The 24,134-nt window shown below is 44.1% G+C and carries 23 protein-coding genes; all 23 read right to left on the minus strand.

The window, feature by feature from the left end; all coding sequences use genetic code 11:
- Window positions 1–28: 28 nt before the first annotated feature.
- Window positions 29–1,180 carry an LL-diaminopimelate aminotransferase gene (locus BM056_RS08785; RefSeq protein WP_435050958.1) on the minus strand — a complete coding sequence of 384 codons (1,152 nt, stop codon included), beginning with the start codon at window positions 1,178–1,180 and terminating at the stop codon, window positions 29–31.
- A 124-nt stretch (window positions 1,181–1,304) separates the two neighbouring features.
- Window positions 1,305–2,141: a PHP domain-containing protein gene (locus BM056_RS08790; RefSeq protein ID WP_165613446.1), complete on the minus strand. Its 837-nt coding sequence runs from the start codon at window positions 2,139–2,141 to the stop codon at window positions 1,305–1,307.
- An 84-nt stretch (window positions 2,142–2,225) separates the two neighbouring features.
- Complete coding sequence (locus BM056_RS08795; protein WP_092470788.1) at window positions 2,226–3,173, minus strand: dipeptidase; 948 nt, start codon at window positions 3,171–3,173, stop codon at window positions 2,226–2,228.
- Window positions 3,174–3,253: 80 nt separating this feature from the next.
- Entirely contained in the window at window positions 3,254–3,514 is a 261-nt protein-coding gene (locus tag BM056_RS08800; protein WP_027363759.1) for a stage V sporulation protein S, read from the minus strand.
- A gap of 97 nt (window positions 3,515–3,611) precedes the next feature.
- Window positions 3,612–4,391 carry a TIGR00282 family metallophosphoesterase gene (locus BM056_RS08805; RefSeq protein WP_092471003.1) on the minus strand — a complete coding sequence of 260 codons (780 nt, stop codon included), beginning with the start codon at window positions 4,389–4,391 and terminating at the stop codon, window positions 3,612–3,614.
- Window positions 4,392–4,406: 15 nt separating this feature from the next.
- Window positions 4,407–4,925: a hypothetical protein gene (locus BM056_RS08810; protein WP_092470790.1), complete on the minus strand. Its 519-nt coding sequence runs from the start codon at window positions 4,923–4,925 to the stop codon at window positions 4,407–4,409.
- A 193-nt stretch (window positions 4,926–5,118) separates the two neighbouring features.
- Complete coding sequence (gene rny, locus BM056_RS08815; RefSeq protein WP_092470792.1) at window positions 5,119–6,657, minus strand: ribonuclease Y; 1,539 nt, start codon at window positions 6,655–6,657, stop codon at window positions 5,119–5,121.
- Window positions 6,658–6,940: 283 nt separating this feature from the next.
- A complete protein-coding gene (locus tag BM056_RS08820) occupies window positions 6,941–7,405 on the minus strand; it encodes a regulatory protein RecX (protein ID WP_092470794.1) in 465 nt (154 codons plus the stop codon).
- A 6-nt stretch (window positions 7,406–7,411) separates the two neighbouring features.
- On the minus strand, window positions 7,412–8,464 hold the full coding sequence (recA, locus tag BM056_RS08825; RefSeq protein ID WP_092470796.1) for a recombinase RecA: 1,053 nt from the start codon (window positions 8,462–8,464) through the stop codon (window positions 7,412–7,414).
- Window positions 8,465–8,544: 80 nt separating this feature from the next.
- On the minus strand, window positions 8,545–9,078 hold the full coding sequence (locus BM056_RS08830; protein ID WP_238456374.1) for a CinA family protein: 534 nt from the start codon (window positions 9,076–9,078) through the stop codon (window positions 8,545–8,547).
- Between the two features lie 309 nt (window positions 9,079–9,387).
- A complete protein-coding gene (locus tag BM056_RS08835) occupies window positions 9,388–10,887 on the minus strand; it encodes an AAA family ATPase (protein ID WP_092470798.1) in 1,500 nt (499 codons plus the stop codon).
- 3 nt (window positions 10,888–10,890) lie between these two features.
- Window positions 10,891–11,442, minus strand: a complete 552-nt coding sequence (locus tag BM056_RS08840) for a hypothetical protein (protein ID WP_092470800.1) — start codon at window positions 11,440–11,442, stop codon at window positions 10,891–10,893.
- A gap of 165 nt (window positions 11,443–11,607) precedes the next feature.
- The gene (gene pgsA, locus BM056_RS08845) at window positions 11,608–12,156 is read right to left on the minus strand and encodes a CDP-diacylglycerol--glycerol-3-phosphate 3-phosphatidyltransferase (protein ID WP_092470802.1); all 549 of its coding nucleotides are present in this window, start codon (window positions 12,154–12,156) and stop codon (window positions 11,608–11,610) included.
- Complete coding sequence (gene rimO / locus BM056_RS08850; protein ID WP_092470804.1) at window positions 12,153–13,484, minus strand: 30S ribosomal protein S12 methylthiotransferase RimO; 1,332 nt, start codon at window positions 13,482–13,484, stop codon at window positions 12,153–12,155. The genes pgsA and rimO overlap by 4 nt, the downstream gene beginning before the upstream one ends.
- 39 nt (window positions 13,485–13,523) lie before the next feature.
- Window positions 13,524–14,279, minus strand: a complete 756-nt coding sequence (locus tag BM056_RS08855; RefSeq protein WP_092470806.1) for a helix-turn-helix domain-containing protein — start codon at window positions 14,277–14,279, stop codon at window positions 13,524–13,526.
- Between the two features lie 19 nt (window positions 14,280–14,298).
- Window positions 14,299–15,396 carry a tRNA 2-selenouridine(34) synthase MnmH gene (mnmH, locus tag BM056_RS08860; protein WP_238456375.1) on the minus strand — a complete coding sequence of 366 codons (1,098 nt, stop codon included), beginning with the start codon at window positions 15,394–15,396 and terminating at the stop codon, window positions 14,299–14,301.
- 21 nt (window positions 15,397–15,417) lie between these two features.
- Window positions 15,418–17,658: an FtsK/SpoIIIE family DNA translocase gene (locus BM056_RS08865; RefSeq protein ID WP_092470810.1), complete on the minus strand. Its 2,241-nt coding sequence runs from the start codon at window positions 17,656–17,658 to the stop codon at window positions 15,418–15,420.
- A gap of 229 nt (window positions 17,659–17,887) precedes the next feature.
- A complete protein-coding gene (locus tag BM056_RS08870) occupies window positions 17,888–18,112 on the minus strand; it encodes a YlzJ-like family protein (RefSeq protein ID WP_092470812.1) in 225 nt (74 codons plus the stop codon).
- On the minus strand, window positions 18,109–18,930 hold the full coding sequence (locus BM056_RS08875) for a ClpP family protease (protein ID WP_092470814.1): 822 nt from the start codon (window positions 18,928–18,930) through the stop codon (window positions 18,109–18,111). The genes BM056_RS08870 and BM056_RS08875 overlap by 4 nt, the downstream gene beginning before the upstream one ends.
- A gap of 114 nt (window positions 18,931–19,044) precedes the next feature.
- Window positions 19,045–20,709 carry a ribonuclease J gene (locus BM056_RS08880; RefSeq protein WP_092470816.1) on the minus strand — a complete coding sequence of 555 codons (1,665 nt, stop codon included), beginning with the start codon at window positions 20,707–20,709 and terminating at the stop codon, window positions 19,045–19,047.
- A 248-nt stretch (window positions 20,710–20,957) separates the two neighbouring features.
- Window positions 20,958–21,842, minus strand: a complete 885-nt coding sequence (gene dapA, locus BM056_RS08885) for a 4-hydroxy-tetrahydrodipicolinate synthase (protein ID WP_092470818.1) — start codon at window positions 21,840–21,842, stop codon at window positions 20,958–20,960.
- A 36-nt stretch (window positions 21,843–21,878) separates the two neighbouring features.
- Window positions 21,879–23,105 carry an aspartate kinase gene (dapG, locus tag BM056_RS08890; protein WP_092470819.1) on the minus strand — a complete coding sequence of 409 codons (1,227 nt, stop codon included), beginning with the start codon at window positions 23,103–23,105 and terminating at the stop codon, window positions 21,879–21,881.
- 5 nt (window positions 23,106–23,110) lie between these two features.
- Entirely contained in the window at window positions 23,111–24,130 is a 1,020-nt protein-coding gene (locus BM056_RS08895; RefSeq protein WP_092470821.1) for an aspartate-semialdehyde dehydrogenase, read from the minus strand.
- Window positions 24,131–24,134 lie beyond the last annotated feature (4 nt).

Raw genomic sequence — 24,134 nt, forward strand, 5'->3', positions numbered from 1 at the left:
TTTCAATTGCCAGGGGTGTCTCCATTCCTTAGAGAAAACGGCCGATTCGGTTAACCGCCTCCTGCAGTACATGGTCCTTCTGAACCAATGCTATCCGCACATAGCCTTCCCCCTGGGCACCGAATGCTGTTCCGGGTATCACCATCACACCCGTACGGTGCAGCAGTTCCATGGCAAATTCCCGGGAGGAAGCGTACCCTTGGGGTATGGGCGCCCAAACAAACATGGAAGCTTTGGGTTTGGGCATATCCCAGCCCAGCGCGACAAGCCCGTCAACCAGAATATCCCTCCGTCTGCTATAGTTTTGGGCGTTTTTCTTTACATTTTCCTGCGGCCCTTCCAGTGCTGCTATTCCCGCCTCTTGCACAACATTAAACACACCGTAATCAATATTTGATTTAATGCGGGCTAGGGCTTCCAACACGGTGGCATTGCCCAGGGCAAAACCAATCCTGCAACCTGCCATATTATACGTTTTAGAAAGTGAGTAAAACTCTATGCCCACATCCCGGGCCCCCGGAGTTTCTAAAAAACTAACTGGTTTATAGCCGTCAAAAGCAAGTTCACAATAGGCGATGTCATGGCAAACCAGGATATCATATTCTTTGGCGAATTGCACCAGACGGCTGAAAAACTCTCTATCTGCCGACGCTGCAACCGGGTTATTGGGGTAATTAACCCACATTAGCTTGGCCTTCCGGGCTACATCAGCAGGTATTGCACCCAAGTCAGGCAAATAATTATGCCCCTCCAACAGAGGCATGGGATAAATAACGCCTTCAGCAAGTAAGATACTGCAGGCATAAATAGGATATCCCGGGTCAGGGATAAGCGCCGTATCACCGGGATTAATATAGGCCAGCGCTATATGGGCCAAACCATCCTGGGAACCCATTAAGACCAGCACCTCTGTAACCGGATCAAGCTCGACCCCAAACCTTTTTTGGTACCACGCTGCCATAGCCCGGCGAAGTTCAATCTTGCCCTCCAATGGATAACGGTAGTTGCCCGGGTTGTCAAGGGCCCTGTGCATAGCTTCTATGATATGCGGTGCGGGAGGTTGATCGGGACTTCCAACACCCAAATTAATTACCTCAATTCCTTTTTGCTCCACTTGGCGCTTGATTACTTCCAGTTCATTAAAAATAGCCGAATCCAATCCTCTGATTCGATTAGACACATACAATACTATCACTCCCACTAATAAATCTTACAATAGTATTCAGAATTCAGGAGTTAAAACACAAGGAAACGGCACTTCTTTATTTTTTCTTCTGACTCCTGAATTCTGTCTCCTGACTCCTTTATATTAATTCCGCCTGATTTTTAGATGCTGTATATCTTATTTCATTGACCGTTTCATAGGGTACAACGGATTCTCCCAGCTTACCATGGTTTGTCACGCCCAGGCCATGAAAATCCGACCCTCCGGAAACAATCAGGTTATGTTCACGGCAAATTTTTAGATACATTTTTTCCATATCCCTGTTATGCTGAGGATGGTATACCTCAATACCCTGCAACCCACCCTCGATCAAGCACCTGACCAATTTTTCATCACAGGAAATACCCGGGTGTGCCAGTACCGGTACTCCCCCCGCTTCTTTAATTAAACTAATCATTTCCAAGGGGTGGTATTTCATTCTTGGCTCATAGGCCGGCCTTCCTATGCCAATATATTTTTCAAATGCCTCTGCAACACTGTTGACTTTTCCCTCTGCCAGCAACACCTTGGCAATATGAGGCCTGCCAATTGATCCGGCGCCAGCAAGCTCCATAACCTGATTTATTTCAATATTGATATCCAGATGCCGCAACTTGCTGATAATTTTGCGGGCACGGCTGAGCCTGGCATTTTGAAAAGCAATAAGGTGCTTTTTAAAGTTTGAATTTTCCTGATTAATGCAATAGCCCAGGATGTGAACTTCCATACCGTCACATTCAGTGCTCAACTCAACTCCACTCAACAAATCCACGCCATTAAGTTCTGCTTCCACCCTGGCTGTATCCACGCCGTCCATCGTATCGTGATCCGTAATTGCAATACAACGAAGGTTAATCCGTGCCGCATATTGAACTACTTCCACGGGGGAACTGGCACCGTCTGATACATTTGTATGAACATGCAAATCCGCAAACATGTAATCACCTGCCCCCATCAAACCCTAGCTTAATTATAAATACTATTTTATCAAAAATTCTTCCATCCTGTTGGCTCTAAAAAATTATTTAATAACTTGTTTCAGCAGCCGTATCCAGTTGCCTCCCATTATATCAGAAATATCATCATTGCTGTAACCTCGTTTTAAAAGCGCTTCAGCTATAACCGGTATACAAGTTACATCTTCAAGACCCGGCGCCGGTATCTCCATACCGTCAAAATCACTGCCCAAACCAATACACTTAGTCCCGGCAATTGATGCTATGTGATCCACGTGGCGCAGAAAAGTATCAAGTCCCGGCTGTTTATCGTCTATAAATTCAGGCACCAAGGTCAGTCCCATTAAACCACCCGTTTTAGCCAAATATTTGATTTGTTTGTCGTCAAGATTTCTGGGGTGATCGCAAATGAAGCGGCAATTGGCATGTGTAGCAGCAAAAGGTTGATCCGACGTCTCAGCCACATGCCAAAAACCATTTTGGGATAAATGTGCCACGTCAATCAACATACCAAGGTTATTCATTTCCCGCACTACCGAACGTCCGAACTTACTTAACCCGCCACCCGCATCTCCTTCCCCAACACCGTCTCCCAGCTCATTACGCGCATTCCAGGTTAAAGTCAAAGAACGGACGCCCAACCGGTATAGCATACGTAAAACTGCCAGGTCACCGGATACACATTCACCGCCTTCAATTGAAAGAACTGCGGCAATTTTACCGTCACCGGTGATACGAAGAATGTCCTCCCCGCTTAACGCATGCTCAATAATTTCACAGTTTTGATTTAACTCACCGTAAAACTTATCAATATAATAGAGGCACTTTTTTAAAGCCATCTCTCTATCTTTAGGATTGATAAATATTGCGAATAGCTGAACGTTTATACCGGTTGAACGCATCCGGGGCAAATCCAATTGGCCGGCCTGTGCATATTCTCCAAGAATACGATTCTGAGACTCTAAAGCTGTCAGAGTGTCGCAATGGCCATCAACCACCAGGCTATACCTCATGATATCCACCTCCAAAATTAAAAAACCCGCTTATCCACGTTGGAATAAACAGGCTTCTATACTAATCAATTAAAAAAGACTTATCGGGGTTCGACTATCAACTTGATTGCTGTTCTCTCTTCTCCATCGATAATTATGTCTGTAAAAGCTGGAATACAAATTAGATCTACTCCACTGGGCGCAACAAATCCCCTGGCGATAGCAACTGCTTTAATTGCCTGGTTTAAAGCCCCTGCACCAATGGCTTGAAGTTCGGCACAGCCTCTTTCCCTCAGTACTCCAGCAAGGGCGCCGGCTACAGAATTTGGATTGGATTTTGCTGAAACTTTTAACACTTCCATTCATCGAACCTCCTTCTTATCTGGAAAGACTGCTCCATATATCCCTTAAATAGATATATTCTCCAATTCATTTAAGATTCCTTTTAATTAAAAAATTTTATTCAAAATTTTGTATTCTGGTTATATTTTCAGCAATGCCCGTTTCTTCATCAATATCAATTCTAACCGCGTTAAACTGGTATAAACCGGCAGCAACCTCAAACTTTCTGGGCATCTGAGTTAAAAACTTTTCAATAACCAATTCTTTTTTTACTCCAATAACAGATTCATAAGGCCCCGTCATGCCTACATCAGTGATGTAGGCCGTGCCGCCGGGCAAAATGCGTTCATCAGCAGTTTGCACATGAGTATGTGTACCGCAAAAAGCTGATATAGCATTATCAAGATAGTAAGCCAGAGCTATTTTCTCAGAGGTTGCCTCAGCATGAAAATCAAGCAGTATTATATTGCATTTTTCTTTTAGTAATGGCAGTATTGCGCCGGCACTTTGGAATGGACAATCAAGTTCAGGCATAAAAATCCTGCCTGACAAATTAAATACGCCAATTCTAACATTATTATTAACATTATAAATACCATACCCTTTGCCGGGTGTACCGGGCGGGTAGTTGGCAGGCCTAATCAACCGGATTTCGTTATCTATAAAATTAATTATTTCTTTTTTATTCCAAACATGGTTACCCATTGTTATAACATTAATTCCACAAGCAAAAAGCTCCCTGGCAATTTCTCTGGTTATGCCATTGCCTCCGGCCGCATTTTCCCCGTTGGCAATAACAAAATCAATGCTTTGCTCCTGCACCAGTCCCGGCAGATTATCTTTGACAGCGCGTCGCCCTGGACGTCCTACAATATCTCCGATCATTAATAAACGTATCAAAGCCAAAACCACCTATTTATTAAAAACAAGTACCTTTCCCTCTTCCCTGAAAGCATAAAGATATTTGTCGTTTTCAGAGCCTTTGACACTCTCCAGCATATGGTCGATTATCTCTTCCTGCATCAACATTTCTTCTTCTATTAACGCATCATTCAAGTCAAGCACTAAATTCCTTTGCCAATATTGGTAAAATACTTGAACCACCAGCGCAATCTCTTCCTGAACCAGGGTACTGACATCTCTTTTGATTTCAAACAATGTTAAATTGTCGCAGACCTCATATGAAATATCAATGATACTGGCATCCTTGCCCTCAAGATAATTGAAGGACTGAATGCAATCCATAAGATAGATATTAAATTCATTGAGTTCTTTTTCTTCAGCTACGCGAGAGCAAATAAAACTAAACCGGATCATCTGTTCCCACGGGTCGAAATTTACGGCGGATACTTCGGGGTAGCGGACAAGTATGGATATTAAAAGTCCCATACTGTCGGTTACGTCATCTCCACCCTTATATTTGCCCCGCAAACGAATCCACCTACCTTTCGGCTCCTTCGATTATGTAATCTAATAAGTCTTCTTGATTATCGTTTATATTCCTGCATTGACCTTATTCAATTTCTCATAAAAATTATTCCAAATTAAAAAACGATCTCCTGAATCAACACCTTTTAGGCGGCAGCCAAAACCGGTGTTTATCCAAAGAGATCGCCTGTTTTTCCTATTTTGCGTAATCAACAACCCTTGTTTCTCTAATAATAATTACTTTTATCTGTCCGGGGTAATCCAGTTCATTTTCAATCTTTTTAACGATTTCATGTACTAATTTAATAGCACCGAGGTCATCAACTTTGTCGGGTTTAACCATAATTCTTATCTCTCGACCCGCTTGGATAGCGTAAGATTTTTCTACTCCCTCAAAAGTACTTGCAATTTCCTCGAGCTTTTGCAAACGTTTGATGTAAGCTTCCAGTGTTTCACGTCTAGCTCCCGGTCTGGCAGCAGAAACCGCATCTGCCGCTTGAACCAGCCCCGCAACTATTGTTCTCGGTTCTTCATCACCATGATGCGCGGCTATGGCATGTATAACATCTTTGTTTTCCCTGTATTTTTGAGCTAATTCAACCCCGATAGTAACGTGTGGACCCTCAACTTCATGGTCCACCGCCTTACCTATATCATGCAGTAAACCCGCCCTTTTGGCCAACTGGATGTCCACACCCAATTCGGCAGCCATCAAGCCAGCCAGATGCGCAACCTCAATCGAGTGTTTTAGTACATTTTGGCCATAACTTGTACGGTATTTAAGCCGGCCTAATAAATTAATCAATTCCGGGTGCAAGCCATGTATGCCTGTTTCAAAAATAGCCTGCTCGCCGGCCTCGCGAATTTGCTGCTCAACTTCTTTACGGGCTTTATCAACCATTTCTTCAATCCTGGCCGGGTGTATCCGGCCATCCACAATCAGCTTCTCCAAAGATATGCGGGCAACTTCCCTGCGGATGGGATCAAAACCTGAAAGGATAACCGCCTCGGGAGTATCATCAATAATTAAATCAATTCCGGTAGCGGTTTCAAATGCCCTGATATTTCTGCCTTCCCTACCGATAATGCGTCCCTTCATCTCATCATTTGGCAATGGAATCACTGCCACAGTGGTTTCAGCAACATGATCGGCAGCACACCTTTGAATAGCAGAAGTTATTATTTCCCTGGCCCGTTTTTCTCCTTCTTCTTTGGCCTTGTTTTCAATTTCTTTGATCATTACAGCGGCTTCATGTTGAATTTCTTTTTCAATGTCTGCCAGTAATATTTGGCGCGCTTCTTCTGATGTAAGTCCGGATATTCTTTCCAACTCGACAACTTGCTTGCCATACATGGTGGAAAGATCCTTTTTCAGTGCCTCAACTTCCGATTCCTTGCGGGTCAATGCCTCTTCCTTTTTTTCAACGCCTTCAACTTTACGTTCAAGCAATTCTTCCTTTTGCATCAACCTGCGATCCAGTCTTTGAAGCTCTGACCGGCGCTCCTTATTTTCACGCTCCATTTCATTTTTTTGCCTAAGTATTTCCTCTTTTGCTTCTAATATTGCTTCTCTCTTTTTAGCTTCAGCATCTTTCTGAGCTTCTTCTGAAATTTTCCTGGCCAATGCCTCGGCAGAAGCAATTTTTGATTCTGCAATTAATTTCCTTACCAGATATCCGGCCCCAAAGGCAATAATTACTGCAATAATTATAATGATTGCCAGGCTTGTATTCAATGTATCGTGTCACCTCCTAACCTGATTTAGATATAATATTATAAACCTGCTCAGTTCAACAAAAAAAACACCGAGCATTACTCGGTAAGAAAAAGAATCGGATTTATAAGACCTTGTCCGGCAACGGTGAAAAGAAACATATGCAACGGCGCCGTTAAACAGACACCGTGGATATATTTATAAAAATTATATAATTTGAAAAAATATATATAAACCCGATACCCGGATGATTTCCAATTCTACTTTCTCCCAAATTTAATTTTACTTTTTATATAATACAATGTCAAGATATATCCAGGCTTCCGCCTGCCAGCATAGAGCCAACTTTTCTAATCACATCGCTTGAAAAACCCCTCCTGGCAAGAAAACCTGCCAATTTGCGCCATGTTTGGCAGTCATGCTGATGAGCCTTTTTCCGGGCAGCAAGCATTGCCATTTCCAGTTCCCTATCATCATTATAACCGGATAAGGATTTTTCTATAATTTTCCTGTCGACTCCCTTATATTTAAGCTCGGACCTTAAAAAATCTTTTCCCACGGGTTTGGCAGCAAGCCGCCAGCTCACCCAATTTGCAGCAAAGTATTCATCGTCAATCAGTTTTTGATCCTTCAGCTGGGCGATAATTGCATTGATTACCTCTTCACTGATGTCCGTATTTATTAAAGCTTGCCTTAGTTCGTACTCCGTCCGCGGTCTCAGAGCCAAAAGACGATAGCACTTATTCTTAGCTTTTTTTAAATCATACATGGAATTTTATTTAACCTTCGCAGCAGGGGCAGTGGAATTCTGCTCTTGCTGATCCTGTTTGTCCACCGGTTTAGCCAATCCTACCCGGCACCGCACTTCATATTCAAATTCCCCGGCTAATTCCGGTCTTTCTTTTAGCAATTCCTTTACATTCTCCCGACCCTGGCCCAACCTTTCATCCCGGTACGAATACCAGGCACCACTCTTATTAACAATCCCAAGGTCCACCGCCAAATCAAGAATAGATCCTTCAATCGAAATACCCATGCCATACATAATATCAAAATCAGCCTGTTTAAAAGGAGGCGCAACCTTATTCTTAACGACTTTAACTCTGGTGCGGTTACCTACTACATCGGTACCCTGCTTAATACTTTCAATTCTGCGCACGTCAAGCCTGACCGAAGCGTAAAATTTCAGGGCCCGGCCGCCAGGCGTAGTCTCCGGGTTTCCGAACATGACCCCGACTTTTTCCCTTAACTGATTAATAAAGATGGACGTGCAGCGTGATTTGCTAATTACCCCGGTCAGTTTACGAAGAGCCTGGGACATCAAACGAGCCTGCAGCCCCACATGTGAATCGCCCATTTCACCTTCTATTTCAGCCCGCGGCACAAGAGCGGCCACACTGTCAATTACCACCACGTCAATGGCCCCGCTGCGCACCAAATGCTCAGCAATTTCCAGCGCTTGCTCCCCTGTATCCGGCTGTGATACGTAAAGATTCTCAATATCCACACCGATCCTGGATGCATAACTGGCATCCAAAGCATGTTCTGCGTCAATAAATGCAGCAGTGCCCCCTGCTTTTTGAGCCTGGGCAATGATGTGTAGCGCCACTGTCGTTTTGCCCGAGGATTCAGGGCCGAAAATTTCAATTACCCGGCCTCTTGGTACACCGCCAACCCCCAGGGCAACGTCCAGAGCAATACATCCTGTAGAAATGGTCTCAACAGTGATTTTCGCCGACGATTCCCCCAGTTTCATGATTGAGCCTTTGCCAAATTGCTTCTCAATTTGTAAAAGAGCATTTTCCAGAGCTTTTTGTCTTTCGCTCAAAAGGACCCCTCCTAAAACACATGTTCGATTATATAGTAATTCTATATATTATTACCGGTTACTGTCAATATAAAATTTTTTCACAGTCCCAGCATATATTGTCGAATCATATTTAATGCAGCATCAGCTGCTTCCAAACGAACTCTGTTGCGATCTCCCGTAAAATTAAATTTTTCACATCTAACCTGATTGGCAGCTGCGAGGGCAATATAAACCAGCCCAACCGGTTTTTGGGGTGTCCCCCCACCCGGCCCTGCTATGCCCGTAATTCCAACTCCAATTGAGGAATCGGTCAATTTTTTAATCCCACTGGCCATAGACCTGGCGGTTTGCTCGCTAACCGCACCAAATTCCGCAATTATTTCTTTGGCAACACCCAGTAGGTCTATTTTAATTTCATTGCTGTATGAAACAATACCACCCAGGAAGTATTCCGAACTGCCCGGGATATCGGACAATCGCTTCATCACCAATCCTCCGGTGCATGATTCCGCCAAAGTAACGGTCATCCCTTTAGCCAGCAACAGTTTCCCTACCATGTCTTCCAGCACCTCGCCGTCCTCGTCCCTACCGGTTATATCATTCGAACAGTAAGCCATTTTTTCTCTCACCACCTCACCTACCCCTATATTCGAGTCATATCAAAATATTCCCTGCCTGATAACCGCTCATTCAATAATAGAGTCTAACCAACCTTAATTATTGTATTATCTGGATGAAAACCCTTGCTTGCATGAAATTAGTATGGCCAAAATACGCGGCATCAGAGGGATGCCCAAACAGTGCTCTGATGGTTATATGTGTTATTTTAGGTAGGTTTGAAAAAAATAGCCAGAAGTCAGTAGTCGGAATTCAGAGCACTTCGAGATGATAAACCGTTCTCTTATTCCAACTACTGGCTACTGGCTCCTGTAAACAATCACTTATGCAGTTAAATCTGTAGCCTCGATATTAAACCTATTAATCAGCTTCCTAAAGCTATCACCGTTTATTTTTTCCTCGGTCAGCAAAACATTTACCACCTGTTTGATAGCGCCTTTTAAGGAACCGAGAAAATCTTTAACCATTTTTTCCTGTTCCTTGATGATCGAGCTAATAACCTTATACCTGAGATCAGCCGGCAGAATATCCGGATCTACAACGCCCAATTCGGACATGCCTGACTTAATGATTTGCCCGGCAGTTTTTATTGCTTGCTCAAAATCATTACCTGCGCCTGTGCTTCGGTTGCCCAGTACGATCTCTTCGGCTATGGAACCCGCTAATAACACCTGAATCTGGTTTTCCAGGTATTCCCTTGTGTATAGATAGCTGTCATTTTCAGGTGTCTGTCTCATGTAGCCCAGTGCTTGCCCGCGGGGTGCAATTGTCAGCATGGAAACTGAGCCCGGGCGAACTTTTTCGCCAACCAGAGCGTGTCCCACTTCGTGCACGGCAACCCGCTCAAGTTCTTCTCTAGGCGGCCTTTTTTCCAATTTTTCTCCCATCATAACTTTATCAATGGCTTCGAGGAAGTGATGCTGCTTTATTTCAGTACACTCCTCCCGCATGGCCAAAATAGCCGCTTCATTGGCCAAACTTTCCAGATGGGCTCCGCTAAAACCAAAAGTTTGCTTCGCTATTTCATCGAGGCTGACGTCATCCGACAAAGGTTTATTTCTGCAATGAAGCTTTAAAATTTCCAGTCGCCCTGATTTATCCGCCAAATCAACTTTTACCTGACGGTCAAAACGGCCCGGGCGCAAAAGCGCCGGGTCCAGCATATCCACCCTGTTGGTTGCCGCCATAACCAGTATTCTTACCTTATCATTCACTTTTAACCCGTCCATTTCAACCAGCATTTGGTTTAATGTCTGGTCATATTCATGGTGACTGGTATTCTGTCCCCTCTTCCCGCCAAGGATATCTATTTCGTCAATAAAAATTATGGCGCTATCCTTTTTTAGCTTAGCGGCAGTGTCCCTGGCAGTTTGAAAAAGCTGCCTGACACGTTGTGCTCCAACCCCTGCATACATTTCAATAAATTCCGATCCGCTGCAAGCAACAAAAACCGATTCAGTGTACCCTGCAGCAGCTTTAGCCATTAGCGTTTTTCCGGTACCGGGTGGTCCGGTCAGTAAAATACCTTTCAGGGGCCTAATTCCCAAATTAATTATTTTTTCCTGGTTGATAATAAAATCCAAGGCCTCTTTTAGTTCATTAATAGCCGTAGCCTGTCCGCCAATATCCTCAAAATTAACCTTGGAGACATTGGCGGCAGGTGTCGCGTTAAAGGACTTAGTCAGCATTCCACGGGAGCGGGCAACATAAAATAGAATACCCGCGGCCATAAACAGAAACAATATGGGAACTATGTCGTAACCGGAAATGGCCAGAAAAATTACACCAGCAAGGCCGATTCCTAAGCTTATTTCCTTGATCACGCTTTACCTCCCTCCTGTCTCAGCCGAAGCAAAAATGCTTTCAGTATTGCCCCTGGGGATAACACTATATAAATAGTGCTGGTCATCCTTCATTTGCCAATAAATGTTATGGTCATCGATATCCACCTTGGATTCAATTCCGGCTTCACTGGCGTAAAGGTTTAAATTACTGGCCATTTGCACGAAATCGCCATTTTGCAGCGCCTCATAGATGGCAAATTTCCCTTTGCCATACACATTGTCCAATTGATTATTCCGCCGGTCTGTCAGCTCAATTGTAAAAGGGCGCTTACCCATAACCTGTTTAACATCATGAAAAATCTGCTGGTATGAATTCATTAGATCCACGCTTTCACTTAGTGCCAGGTTAATTTTATAAATATCCGCCGAATCATCAATTTTATATGAAATTACCACAGGGTTATTTTCCAGTTTGGCTATCAGCGGTTTTTGAAAGTTAAGTCCTTTATACAACCACTGCGCGCCTAAGAAGGCAGCCAGCCCAGCAACCAGCGCGATTATTACCACATGGATCTTAATGCCTTTAATGTGCATTCTTACCATCCTCTCTAAGGCTACGAACCGGGCTTGCATTTTTCTTTCACAATGAGTTATTATAACATACTCAATAAGCACTTTAGACAGGGAATTGTCCCCAAACCAAAAAAGCGCGCTTATATCAGTTCCTTTAGCGCGCTTTTAAATACTTTAATTTTCTTTTTATCCATTGTTTTTGGATTTCAGCAAAAAACCAGCTTGTTGAAAATAATCCATACCCGACCAGATAGTAAATATAACTGCAACAGACATCGCTATATTGCCAAATGGTACATTAATCAAATTAAATGGGAAATCCCTTAAAAACATAGCCACAATGGCAACTATTTGGGTGATTGTTTTAATTTTCCCCAACCTGCTGGCCGAAATAATTACCCCTTCGGCAGCGGCCAGGGAGCGTAATCCCGTAACTGCAAACTCACGTCCAATAATAATAACCGCAACCCACCCGGACAGGCGATCCATTTCCACTAACGCAATCAGCGCAGATGAAACCAACAATTTGTCCGCCAGAGGATCAAGCAGCTTACCCAGCGCTGTAATCATTTTCTTCTTTCGGGCTATATAACCGTCAAGCCCGTCGGTACATGCTGCAAGCACAAACACACCTGCGGCGATATAATCTCCAAGTGGAAGGCGCAAAGAAAGTATTGCCAAGAAGACAGGCACCATTAAAATTCTCAGCAGCGTAAGCCTGTTTGGTAGATTCATTTCGTACGTACTCCTGACAGATCATATTCAGTTGAATCGAGAATTTTAACTTTAACAAAATCCCCGGCCCGCACCAATTCCTCCGAAGCAAAAAAAACTTTTCCGTCAATCTCCGGGGCGTCACCTTCTGACCGCCCCCAGTACATGTTGGCATCATTGTCCCAACCTTCGGCCAGGACAGTTTTTTCCGCGTCGATAAATTTTCTATTGTTTTGAGCTGAAATATCCTGCTGCAGTTCCATGGCTGCTTCAACTCTGGCAGCAATTTCCGGATCACTGATTCGACCAGGCAACTTTTCCGCCGCAGTGCCTTCTTCCGGGGAATACCCGAATATACCGGCCCGGTCAAACCTTGTTTGTTCGATAAAACTAAGCAATTCATTAAACTCTGCTTCAGTTTCTCCGGGAAAGCCCACTATAAACGTAGTTCTTAAGGTAATTCCCGGCATCATGCGCCTCAGCTTACTAATCAGGTAGGTAATGTGCTCTTTGCTTCCACGCCTGTTCATCATTTTTAAAATGCGATTATTAATATGCTGCAACGGCAAATCAATGTACCGGCAAATTTTTGGTGAAGATTTTATTAGTTCAAGCAGCTCCCCGGTTATCGTAGTGGGATAGCAGTACATCAACCTGATCCAGCGGCAGTTTTCTATTCTTTCCAGCCCTTGCAGCAAATTCGCAAGCTGATAACCGCCATATAAATCTATTCCATAGCGAGTGGTTTCCTGGGCAACCACAATTAATTCCTTCGTGCCCCGCAAGCAGAGTTCCTTGGCCTCTTCGATAATTTCTTCCATAGGCCTGCTGCGATACGGCCCCCTGATCGTTGGAATAGCACAATATGAACAGCGGTTTTCACAGCCTTCAGCAATTTTTAAATAAGCGGTGTGCCGGGGGGTGGTTAGTATCCGCGGCTCTTTACCGTGGTGAATATACCCTGGCGTACCCACCAAAACAGGTCTTTCCCCCGTTAAGACTTTATTAACAGTGGAAACTATTTCCGGTACTGACCCGGTGCCCATGATGCCGTCTATTTCAGGCACCTCTTCCAGCAACTCGGTGGCATATCTTTGCGCCAAGCATCCGGTTACCACTATGCGGGCACACCTGCCTGTTTCCTTAAGCCTTACCGCATCAAAAATAGCGTTAATGGATTCTTCCTTGGCTGCAGTAATGAACCCGCAAGTATTAATAATAATAACTTCGGCTTCCTCAGCCTCACCGGTTAATTGATAACCGGCCTTTTGTAAATGACCCAGCATAATTTCTGTGTCAACCCTGTTCTTGGCACAACCAAGACTAATCATTCCTATTTTCTTATCCATTTATAATCCCCAGCATATATACTTGTCCTGCGGCAGTAGTTATCCAGTGCTCCCAACTTGAAATGCCCGCGTTATTACCTGTCCGTTGGCACCCAAAAAACCATAATCCCTACCGTTGACCATAACCTTAACCGCCCCGGCATTACCTAGTTTAAGCTGGACGCTTTCCTCTCCTTTAAAGGTTTTTACGCTCCCGGGCCCAACCATGCCCTCAAAGGCATTTTGATCGTCTACGATAATCCTCATCCAGCACTCCGCATCAGTTACCTGCAACACTACGTCCATACCCGTTACCTGCACTTCATTAGAAGCATTGTCCTCCGGTGTCGGCAAACCTTTATCTTCCGGTGCAGCCCCATCATACGGCCGATTCTCAGTTGATTTTGGACTTTCACCACCGTCCGATAATTTATTCTGTAAGCCGGCATTAGAGGAACCCAACACATATATAAAACCAGCCAGCACAACCACGGCAACGGCTGCAAAATATTTTCCATTCCGTTTTCCTGTCTTCTTGGGTATGGAAACTACAGTCTCTTGCGGAGGATCATTATTTTCCATCTGATAATCGTTCATTTCGTTGTATTCCTGAACAAGTTTTTCCCCGTCCACATCTAAGAAGCGGGCGTAACTGCGCAAAAAACCCCTTACATAAACATCACCGGGGATAATTTCAAATTTATTATCCTCCAGGGCTTGAATATACTTTCTGCGAATCTTTGTGGATTCTTCAACATCTTCCATGGATAATCCCATTTTTTCCCTTGCTTCGCGCAAGGTATCACCGATAGCCAATGCGGATCACCTCCCCGTATTATAGGGACAATTCTTCTATAAAGCAGGCAATTTCTTTAACTGCCATACCCAAATTTTCGGTATTTACTGATAAAAAATAATCATCACTTGGTCCGCTAGGATATTTATATAACGGATCATAATAGTTAAGCAATAAAAATTCAATTACGCTGCTTATTTTACCGCTGCCCAATAAATCTGTCAGCTCCGTGACTTTACGATTACCAATGTATTTGGCCAAACGTTCTATAGCTGCTTTAAGGGCAGTCAAATTACCATCCTTTCCGGTCAAATAATCTCTTTTAATTCGCTCGGTCCTGGACTTAACATTTGCATATAATAATATATTAATTCCTTTGCCCATAGTGTTGAAAACTGCTGAGGGTATAATTAATTTACCTATTCTCTTACTTTCACATTCTACCAAAAAATAGCTATTAATTTGAACCAACCTGAATTCACTTTCAATCAAAGATTCAAACATTTTTTGACCGGGTGACGGAAGTTGTCCTATTTTACCAAAAACCGACCCCCTGTGCCTGGCTAATCCCTCCAAATCAAGCACATTAAACCCCCAGCTCTTTAATTCCAAAAGCACATCGGTTTTGCCAACCCCTGTTAAGCCGTGCAAAGCCACCGCCCGGTACGGCAGTATCTCCCTGTCAAAGAATTGTAATACATGTTTTCGGTAGGCTTTAAAACCGCCGGTAATCCGAAAAACCTTAAAACCCATTAAGTCAAGTATGCTAGCGGCAAAATGACTGCGCTCACCACCGCGCCAGCAAAAAATAACAATTTTTTTTTCAAGAGCAACTTCTTTAAAAGAATAAACAAAGGCCGGCAATTTGGGAGATAATAGCTCCATAGCCATATATCTAGCTTTTTCCGGTCCTTCGTGCTTATAAACAGTGCCGACAATTGCCCTTTCAACGTTATCCAATAGCGGTATATTAAGCGCTCCTGGAATTGTCGCTTCCCGGAATTCACCCGGCGAGCGCAGATCAACAACCGGTAATTCTGCCATTTTATTCAATGCGTCTTCTATACTGATATCCTGGTACATAGTATCCTCCGATAAAAGCGACAAAATAATTAAATTTAAAATTCCCTTCGACACATCCCTTTATTTATCCTTTTTTTAATTATCATTTCCTGCTCTTGTTTCAGATTGATCGTTAAAGCGGTCGTATTCTTCCTTCGTAATTAAAACAGCTCTGGGCCGGCTTCCTTCGTAACCGCCCACGTAACCTTTTTTCTCCATTATATCAATTAGCCTGGCTGCTCTGGCATAGCCAATATGCAAACGCCTTTGCAATAATGAAATTGATGCATGGCCAGTCTCCAAAAAGATTTTAACAGCTTGAGCGAGTAAGTCATCCTCAGCATCGGCCGGCTCGCTGATCTGCTTTACCTGATGGTCCAAGCCTTCGTCGTATTTAGGTCCAGCCTGTTTTTTCCAGTGTTGAACCAGCAATTCAACCTCCCGGTCTGAAAGATATGCCCCCTGAACCCTGATAGGCTTTGTCGCTCCCACAGGATAAAACAGCATATCACCACGCCCCAATAATTTTTCCGCCCCCCCCATGTCTAGTATGGTTCGGGAATCAATTTGTGATGATACTGCAAAGCTTACCCTGGAAGGAATATTAGCTTTAATCAGGCCGGTTATAATATCTACCGAAGGTCTTTGTGTGGCCACCACCAGGTGAATTCCCGCAGCCCTGGCCATTTGGGCAAGCCTGCAGATAGCATCTTCCACATCCGCCGGAGCGACCATCATCAGATCGGCCAACTCGTCGATCACAACAACTAAAAGCGGCAGAGCATCTTTTCCTTGTTCACGTATATATTTGTTGTATCTCACAATATCGCGCACTCCGGCAGCTGCAAACAATTCATAGCGATATTCCATTTCTTTAACAGCCCATCGCAATGACGTCGCTGCTTTTTTAGGGTTGGTCACAACGGGTGAAACTAAATGCGGAATACCATTAAATACAGATAACTCAACCATTTTGGGATCAATAATTAAAAATTTTGTTTGCATGGGAGTAGACTTAAATAGAATTCCAGCCAGCAGCGTATTCAAACATACACTTTTTCCCGCTCCGGTAGCGCCCGCAATAAGCAGATGCGGCATCCTGGTCAAATCGTCAACCACCGGCACGCCAGCTATATCTTTACCCAAAGCAACTGTCAAATGAGATGGCACATTTTGAAACTCATCCGTCTCCACCAGTTCACGCAGATATACAGTGGCAATCTCCTTATTAGGAACCTCAATTCCTACAACAGCTTTACCGGGGATGGGGGCTTCAATTCGAACATCCGGCGAAGCCATGCTTAACGCAATGTCATCGGCCAACCCGACAATGCGGCTGACTTTAACTCCCGGCGGCGGCTGTACTTCATACCTGGTTATAGCCGGGCCTCTGGAAACCCGTGTAACCTTTGCCCGAATACCAAAACTACCCAGGGTTTCTTCTAACTTTTTGACATTTTCAGTGATATCCTTATTGTTTTTGTTGACCTTGCTTCTAACTGGTCTGGTCAAAAGGGATAACGGCGGGAGAACATACGAATCTTTAGATAATTCTTCAGCCTTAGCCGGCTCAACTGAGGTTTCGACATCACATTGACTGTCCTGGGTGCTTTCTTTCCCGCCGGGGTGTGATTGAGAGTGAGGTGGCCTGTAATAAACAACATTACTCTTCTTTTCCACAGGCACAGGTTCATCATCATTGATCTCTTCAATTACAAGACTACCGCTGCCGGCTATGTCGCCATCCTTGCTGTCAATGATTATTGGTGTCTCCTGCTCCTCTTCCGCGTCAGTAAAGAGAAAATTATCTATTAAAATAATTGTTTTTTTTAATATTTCAGCAATCTTTTGAACAATCTTTTTACCAATCTCCGCTATTGATTGATTTGTCAGCAATAATAATCCAACCAAAAACAGTGTTAGCAATACAATATACATGCCGAAAACGCCAAACGCCTTTAACAGCAAAAAGTAAACCGCAGCACCGATAACTCCACCGCCGTCACCCGTTAATCCGGCTTTTAGGATATATTCCCTTGGCACAGAAAAATGCAATAATGTAAGTATCACCAACGCAATAATTAAAGCCCCGCGCAAATCAACTTGCACCTTGACTTTTTCTTTCCGTAGCAATAATCTGAACCCAAAAGTCGCTAATAAAACAGGAATTAAATACCTGCCTTCCCCGGCAAGCTTCATCAACAAGCTGTTTAAATATTTGGCGACTAAACCTGAAGCGGGACTTAAAACGCTAAGCAGAGTTAATATTGCTACCGACAGTAAAACAATACCGCTTATCTCAAATTTAACTTCATCTTTTGAGTTAATTGTTGGCACAGAAGCACCCCCTCTTCAGTATACATATTCCATTGTTTACATATAATTCCTGCACCGATAATAAAAAAAAGCCCTTTGCCCATAAAAAGGCGCGCTCAATCATTCCCATAGCGCGCGCTTTTTATACATAATCCTTTGATTTGGCCGAAAATATGGCCGGTCATGCTTTCCTAAAGTGAAAGAAAACGCGTAGGTCCAGCCTACGCTGTATTATTAGATAGTCTTAAATTTAATTCACACAATCCGGAATGATTTGCGTTCCCGGCGATAGGTCTTTGCGCAAATAATCATTAGGGTCTGTACTAAGCAGCTGCACAATTTCTTCTTTCCCGGCACTGTTTTTGCGCACTATAGCGGGAACACCTTCAATTGTCACTTTCCGATCTGATGAATGATCCATTTGATCAAGCCCGGCTAATACAAGTTCTAATTGCATAGGCGTGTAGAGAATCATTGCAGCGGTCCCTCATTTCGATGCTTTCTTTCATCCATCATGCTGTTTAGTTTTGCCAGTGCCTTACTAATGCCTCCGGCCTCATCGATTAGCCCGCAATCCACTGCATCCTGGCCAATAAGTACGGTGCCGATATCTCTGGCGAGTTCACCGGTACGAAACATTAAATCCCTGAATTTATCCTGGCTAATCTTAGAATGTTGAGTAACAAATCTTACCACACGGTCTTGCATTTTATCAAGATATTCATAAGTTTGCGGTACCCCGATAACCAGACCGTTAAGCCTGATGGGGTGAATAGTCATACTGGCCGTTTCTGCAATAAACGAATAATCCGTAGCCACTGAAATAGGCACGCCGATGCTGTGGCCACCACCGAGCACTACTGATACTGTGGGCTTGGACAAGCTTGTTATCATTTCGGCGATGGCCAGGCCGGCCTCGACATCCCCGCCAACCGTATTTAAAATTATCAATACACCTTCAATTTCAGGACTTTGTTCAATGGCCACCAACTGGGGAATTAAATGCTCATACTTGGTTGTTTTATTCTGGGGCGGCAACACGAGATGACCTTCTATTTGCCCGACTATAGTTAAACAGTGGATATTACTTTTTACCTCGGGCACCTGAGTAGCCCCGATTTCTTTTACTGTATCCAGCGTATTTTTAGATTTACCGGTTATTCTTGTTCTTTCGGTATTAGGGTCCTGATTGGGTTGTTCGTGATGCTCCGGATTTGTTCCCGGACCGGGTTGAGCAGGTGGTTGATACGGGAATATACCCGGCACCTGGTCAAATGATTTGTAGTAAGACATTTCTATCCTCTCCGTTTCTTTTCATATTGCCTAATGACTTTTAGTATTGTATCTAAATAATAAAAAAATACACGGTTCATAATCCGTGTATTTTTTGTGAGTAATTCTTGATAATTATATTTCCATGATGATTGGTAGAATCATTGGCCTTCTTCTGGTTTTCTCGTAAAGGAACCTACTTAAATCGTCTCTGACCATAGACTTAATTGAAGCCCACTCGGACATTTTTTTTGCTGAACATTTATCAAGCGCTAATTTGACCTTCTCTTTGGCATCTTCCATCAATTCTTCTGATTCTCTAACGTACACAAAACCACGTGATACAATGTCCGGTCCAGATATTATCTGCCCGCTTTCCTTGCTGATAGTCACCACAACGATCAATATCCCGTCCTGAGACAACTGACGCCTGTCACGCAGCACAATATTGCCGACATCTCCTACGCCGAGGCCGTCTACGAGTACCCGTCCCGCGGTAACCCTACCCGCAAAACGTCCACTGCGCCTGCTAATCTCCAAAACCTGACCGTTTTCCGCCACAAATATATTATTTGGGGGAATACCCATTTCCCGCGCCAAATTGGCATGCTTAATCAGCATCCGGTATTCACCGTGCACCGGGATAAAAAACTTGGGTTTGACCAAATTAAACATCAACTTAAGTTCTTCCTGGCTGGGATGCCCGCTGACGTGAATGCCGGATACCGACTCATAAATAACATTTGCACCCTGCTTAAAGAGTTGATCAATAACCCGGGCCACCAATTTTTCATTACCCGGTATGGGCGTGGCGGATATTATTATTGTATCCCCTGGCATAATTTCCACTTGCCGGTGGTCTCTGTTGGCCATTCGTGTCAGCGCGCTCATTGGTTCACCCTGGCTCCCGGTTGTTAGATAAACCACCCGGTTCCTGGGCAATCTGCCCGCTTCGTCCAGCTCAACCAAAACATCTTCAGGCACCCTTAAGTAACCAAGTTCCCGGGCAATATTTACAACATTAACCATGCTTCGCCCAACCACTGCCACTTTTCTCTTATATCGATGCGCAGTGGTTATTGCTTGCTGCAATCTATGGACGTTAGATGCAAAAGTCGCCACGATAATTCTCTCACTTGCTTGCCTGAAGCTATCGTCAAAAGTCTGCCCTACAACCTTTTCCGACAGGGTATATCCGGGTCTCTCCACATTTGTACTGTCACTCAGCAGCACCAGTACACCCTTTTCACCCAGCTGAGCCAGCCGGTTAAAATCCGTAACTTCTCCGTCAACGGGTGTCTGATCCAATTTAAAGTCCCCCGTATGCACAACAACCCCCACAGGAGTCTCAATTGCCAGTGACACGGCGTCGGGTATGCTGTGAGAAACACGAATAAACTCAATTTTAAACGGCCCTACGGAAATTATATCCCGGGGTTTCGCGCAGTGAAGCTTAACTTCATCGGCCATTTGCCGTTCGCGTAATTTTTCCTTTAAAATGCCAAGAGTCAGCCTGGTTCCATAAACCGGCACATTTAACTCCCTCAACACATAAGGCAGTGCTCCAATATGGTCTTCATGACCATGCGTCAGCACTATTCCCCTGACAATATTTTTATTCTCTAAAAGATAGGTGATATCAGGAATCACCATATCTATTCCCAGTAGATCCTCTTCCGGAAACATCAGCCCAGAATCAATTACCAGAATATTTTCCCCGTATCTCACCACCATCATGTTTTTCCCGATCTCACCAAGTCCCCCAAGGGGGATTAGATAAAGCTTGGGTTCTCTTGCCATATTACACCTCCCTCAATTCGCCTGTAAAAGATTAGTATTATTTAAAATCGGTGAGAAGCAGAAGAAGGCGGGAAAATATTCATTTAAAAGCAATCCGCTCTAAAACTTGCTAGTACATTATACTGTATCTTATTCTTTTGAACAAGAAGCATGGAAAATTACTTTATTTTAGGAAAACAAAAGGAGCCTTTATTGGCTCCATAAATCCATCCTCATTAAATATATTTACCTGTTCTAAAAAAATAATGCTATACAAGTTTAGCTTCGGAAAGAGTTTTCTTAATCATCTCTTTTTCAGCCTGAGTTGCCTCAACCAGTGGTAACCTCGGACCGCCTACCTGCCAGCCAAGCATATTAAGAGCAGCTTTAAGCGGCACAGGATTGGAAGTGATAAAAAGGGTTTTAAAAACCGGGAACAAACTGCAATGAATTTTTGTAGCAATTGTTACATTCCCGGAATTAAAAGCGTTAATCATCTCCTGCAACTGGGGGCCGATAATATGCGATGCCACGCTGACAATACCTTTACCGCCCAGCGCAAGAATCGGTAAAGTTAAAGAATCGTCGCCGCTATAAATGGCAAAATGATCCGGTAGATTACGCCGCAGCTCGCTAACCTGATCAAGACTTCCCGATGCCTCTTTAATAGCAACAATATTCTCTATCGCGGAAAGCCTTACGACCATTTGGGGCAGCAGATTAGCTGCTGTCCTTCCCGGCACATTATAAAGCATAACCGGTAAATTGGTACTTTCCGCAATGGCTTTAAAATGCTGGTATAAACCTTCTTGTGATGGCTTATTGTAATACGGGCAAACCAGCATTATACCATCGGCGCCAAGCTTTTCCGCGGCCTGGGTCAGCGCTATGCTGTCTGCGGTGTTATTACTGCCGGTTCCGGCGATCACTACAGCGTCACCGCCTACTTCTTCAACCACCACGCGAAAAAGTTCAATTTTTTCTTCTTTGCTTAATGTGGGTGACTCGCCGGTGGTGCCGGCTACTACCAGACCGTCGGTACCAGATTGCACAAGATGGTGGGCCAATTTTTTAACCTGGTCAAAATCTACGGTCATGTCATTTTTAAAGGGGGTTATCATGGCGGTTAAAACTCGCCCAAAATCAATTGCCAATACTTTCACCTTCCTTTTTAATCAAACAGTATCCGCCTACTGGCCTAATTTAAATTGCCTGTGCAAAGCTATAACGGCCTTTTCCATATCCTCACGCCTGACCAGCACCCAAACCGTAGTGTGCGAATCATTACATTGCAGTATTTGTATATCTTCCTTGGTTAATGCTTCTACAATATCTGCAATAACTCCCGGCACACCGGACATTCCCGCTCCAACTGCGGAAACCTTGGCACACCCGGTTATCATTTCCGGCACATAGCCTGTATTTTCCAGAACTTTAACGGTTTTATCCGCTACGTTATCCAGCACTGTAAACAATACAAACTCAGGAAGCAGGTTAATAAAGTCAATACTTATTCCCGCCAGGGCCAATGCCCTGAACACACGCCGCTGTTGCTTTAAACCCTCAATGCCGGTTCCAATGCCTACTTTAAATTGGGCAATACCTGATATATAGGTTATACCGGTTATAATCCTGTCCCTGGTAATATCAATTGTACCTTTATAAGCCTCACCGGACGTGGTTACAAGAGTGCCGGGCGAATCGGTAAACGTTGAACGAACGCGTAATGGGATTCCCTTTTGCATAGCGATTTCAACCGCTCGCGGATGGACTACCTTGGCACCCTCGTGAGCCAAATGACAAATCTCATCATAAGTAATTACATCAAGAGCCTTTGCTTCTTTGACAATGCGAGGATCAGCGGTCATAATACCTTCCACATCGGTATATATATCAACACAAACAGCATTTAAAGCAACGCCAAGTGCCGCAGCCGTTGTATCACTTCCACCACGGCCGAGCGTGGTGATATCACCATCCTCGGTTACCCCCTGAAAGCCCGCTACAACTACTATATACCCTTCTTGCGCAAATTTGGTTACTTTTTGTGGTTGAACTTTCAAGATTCGAGCCTCGGAATATTTATTGTCCGTTATAATGCCGGCCTGAGCGCCTGTTAAAAGAACCGCCGGATGTCCCATGCTCTGCAAAGCAGCCACCATGATGATGCCCGATATAATCTCACCGCAGGACATCAGCAAATCCATTTCACGATTTGGCAGCTCACGATAGGACTGGCTGACCAGATTTATCAACGTATCCGTGGCATAGGGGTCGCCTTTTCGGCCTATGGCCGAAACGACCACAACGGGCATATGACCTTCTTCTTTGGCCGCGATTATTTTATTTGCAGCTTTCTCCCTAAGATCGACATCAACCAGTGAAGTCCCGCCGAACTTAAGCACCACAAATTTCATTGTAACTACCTCTTTCCAAGGCAACCATATTTGATTACCAGCTCAGCAATTTGAACCGCGTTGGTAGCCGCCCCTTTGCGCAACTGGTCGGCAGCTACCCACATATTCAATGCATGATCCAGGGAATTGTCTTCCCTGATTCTACCCACGAACACCTCATCGTGGTTGGAAGAGAAAAGCGGCATCGGATATTTTTTGTTGGAGGGATCGTCCTCCAGAATAATTCCGGGAAACTTTGCCAATACTTCCCTGGCCTCGGCCGCCGTCATCTTCCGCTTAGTTTCCACGTTAATCGATTCCGAATGGCTTCTGTAAACCGGCACCCTGACCGTGGTTGCTGTTATGCCAATGGTATCGTCATGCATTATTTTACAAGTTTCTTTAACCATTTTCCATTCCTCTTTAGTGTAATCCATTTCCTGGAATACATCAATATGAGGTATCAGGTTAAAGGCTATCTGGTATTGAAACTTGGCTGGAACAACCTCATCACCGGCCAGCACCGCCTTGGTATGCTCCGTTAATTCGGAAATACCTTCTGCTCCGGCGCCGCTGACAGCCTGGTACGTTGAAACAACAACACGTTTAATCCCCGCCGCATCATAAATGGCTTTCAGTGGTACAACCATAATTATTGTAGAACAATTGGGATTGGCTATAATACCTTTATGCCATTTGACATCCTCCGGATTTACTTCAGGCACAACCAGAGGAACTTCCGGGTCTAAGCGAAAATGACTGCTGTTATCAATGACCACAACACCTTTTTCGGCGGCAAGCGGCCCAAATTCTTTACTGGCCGCACCACCTGCAAACAAGGCTATATCCATCCCGTCAAATGAAGACGGGGTAGTTTCTTCCACTTTATACGTATTGCCCTTGAAAAGCATTTCCTTGCCGGCGGAACGGGAAGTGGCGCAGAGTTTTAGATCTCCTACAGGAAATTTTTTTTCTTCCAGCACTTGTAATATTTCCTGTCCTACTGCACCGGACGCGCCAACAACAATTACTTTATACTGAGCCATTTCT

The organism is Desulfotruncus arcticus DSM 17038 (assembly GCF_900113335.1).
Lineage (GTDB): Bacteria > Bacillota > Desulfotomaculia > Desulfotomaculales > Desulfallaceae > Desulfotruncus > Desulfotruncus arcticus.

Coding starts and splice junctions, on each gene's coding strand:
- BM056_RS08790 (WP_165613446.1), bottom strand. CDS start 2,141: ATGTTTGCGGATTTGCATGTTCATACAAATGTATCAGACGGTGCCAGT.
- BM056_RS08795 (WP_092470788.1), bottom strand. CDS start 3,173: ATGAGGTATAGCCTGGTGGTTGATGGCCATTGCGACACTCTGACAGCT.
- BM056_RS08800 (WP_027363759.1), bottom strand. CDS start 3,514: ATGGAAGTGTTAAAAGTTTCAGCAAAATCCAATCCAAATTCTGTAGCC.
- BM056_RS08820 (WP_092470794.1), bottom strand. CDS start 7,405: ATGTATGATTTAAAAAAAGCTAAGAATAAGTGCTATCGTCTTTTGGCT.
- BM056_RS08840 (WP_092470800.1), bottom strand. CDS start 11,442: ATGCACATTAAAGGCATTAAGATCCATGTGGTAATAATCGCGCTGGTT.
- pgsA (WP_092470802.1), bottom strand. CDS start 12,156: ATGAATCTACCAAACAGGCTTACGCTGCTGAGAATTTTAATGGTGCCT.
- rimO (WP_092470804.1), bottom strand. CDS start 13,484: ATGGATAAGAAAATAGGAATGATTAGTCTTGGTTGTGCCAAGAACAGG.
- BM056_RS08870 (WP_092470812.1), bottom strand. CDS start 18,112: ATGATTCTCTACACGCCTATGCAATTAGAACTTGTATTAGCCGGGCTT.
- BM056_RS08875 (WP_092470814.1), bottom strand. CDS start 18,930: ATGTCTTACTACAAATCATTTGACCAGGTGCCGGGTATATTCCCGTAT.
- BM056_RS08880 (WP_092470816.1), bottom strand. CDS start 20,709: ATGGCAAGAGAACCCAAGCTTTATCTAATCCCCCTTGGGGGACTTGGT.
- dapG (WP_092470819.1), bottom strand. CDS start 23,105: ATGAAATTTGTGGTGCTTAAGTTCGGCGGGACTTCACTGGTTGATGTC.
- BM056_RS08895 (WP_092470821.1), bottom strand. CDS start 24,130: ATGGCTCAGTATAAAGTAATTGTTGTTGGCGCGTCCGGTGCAGTAGGA.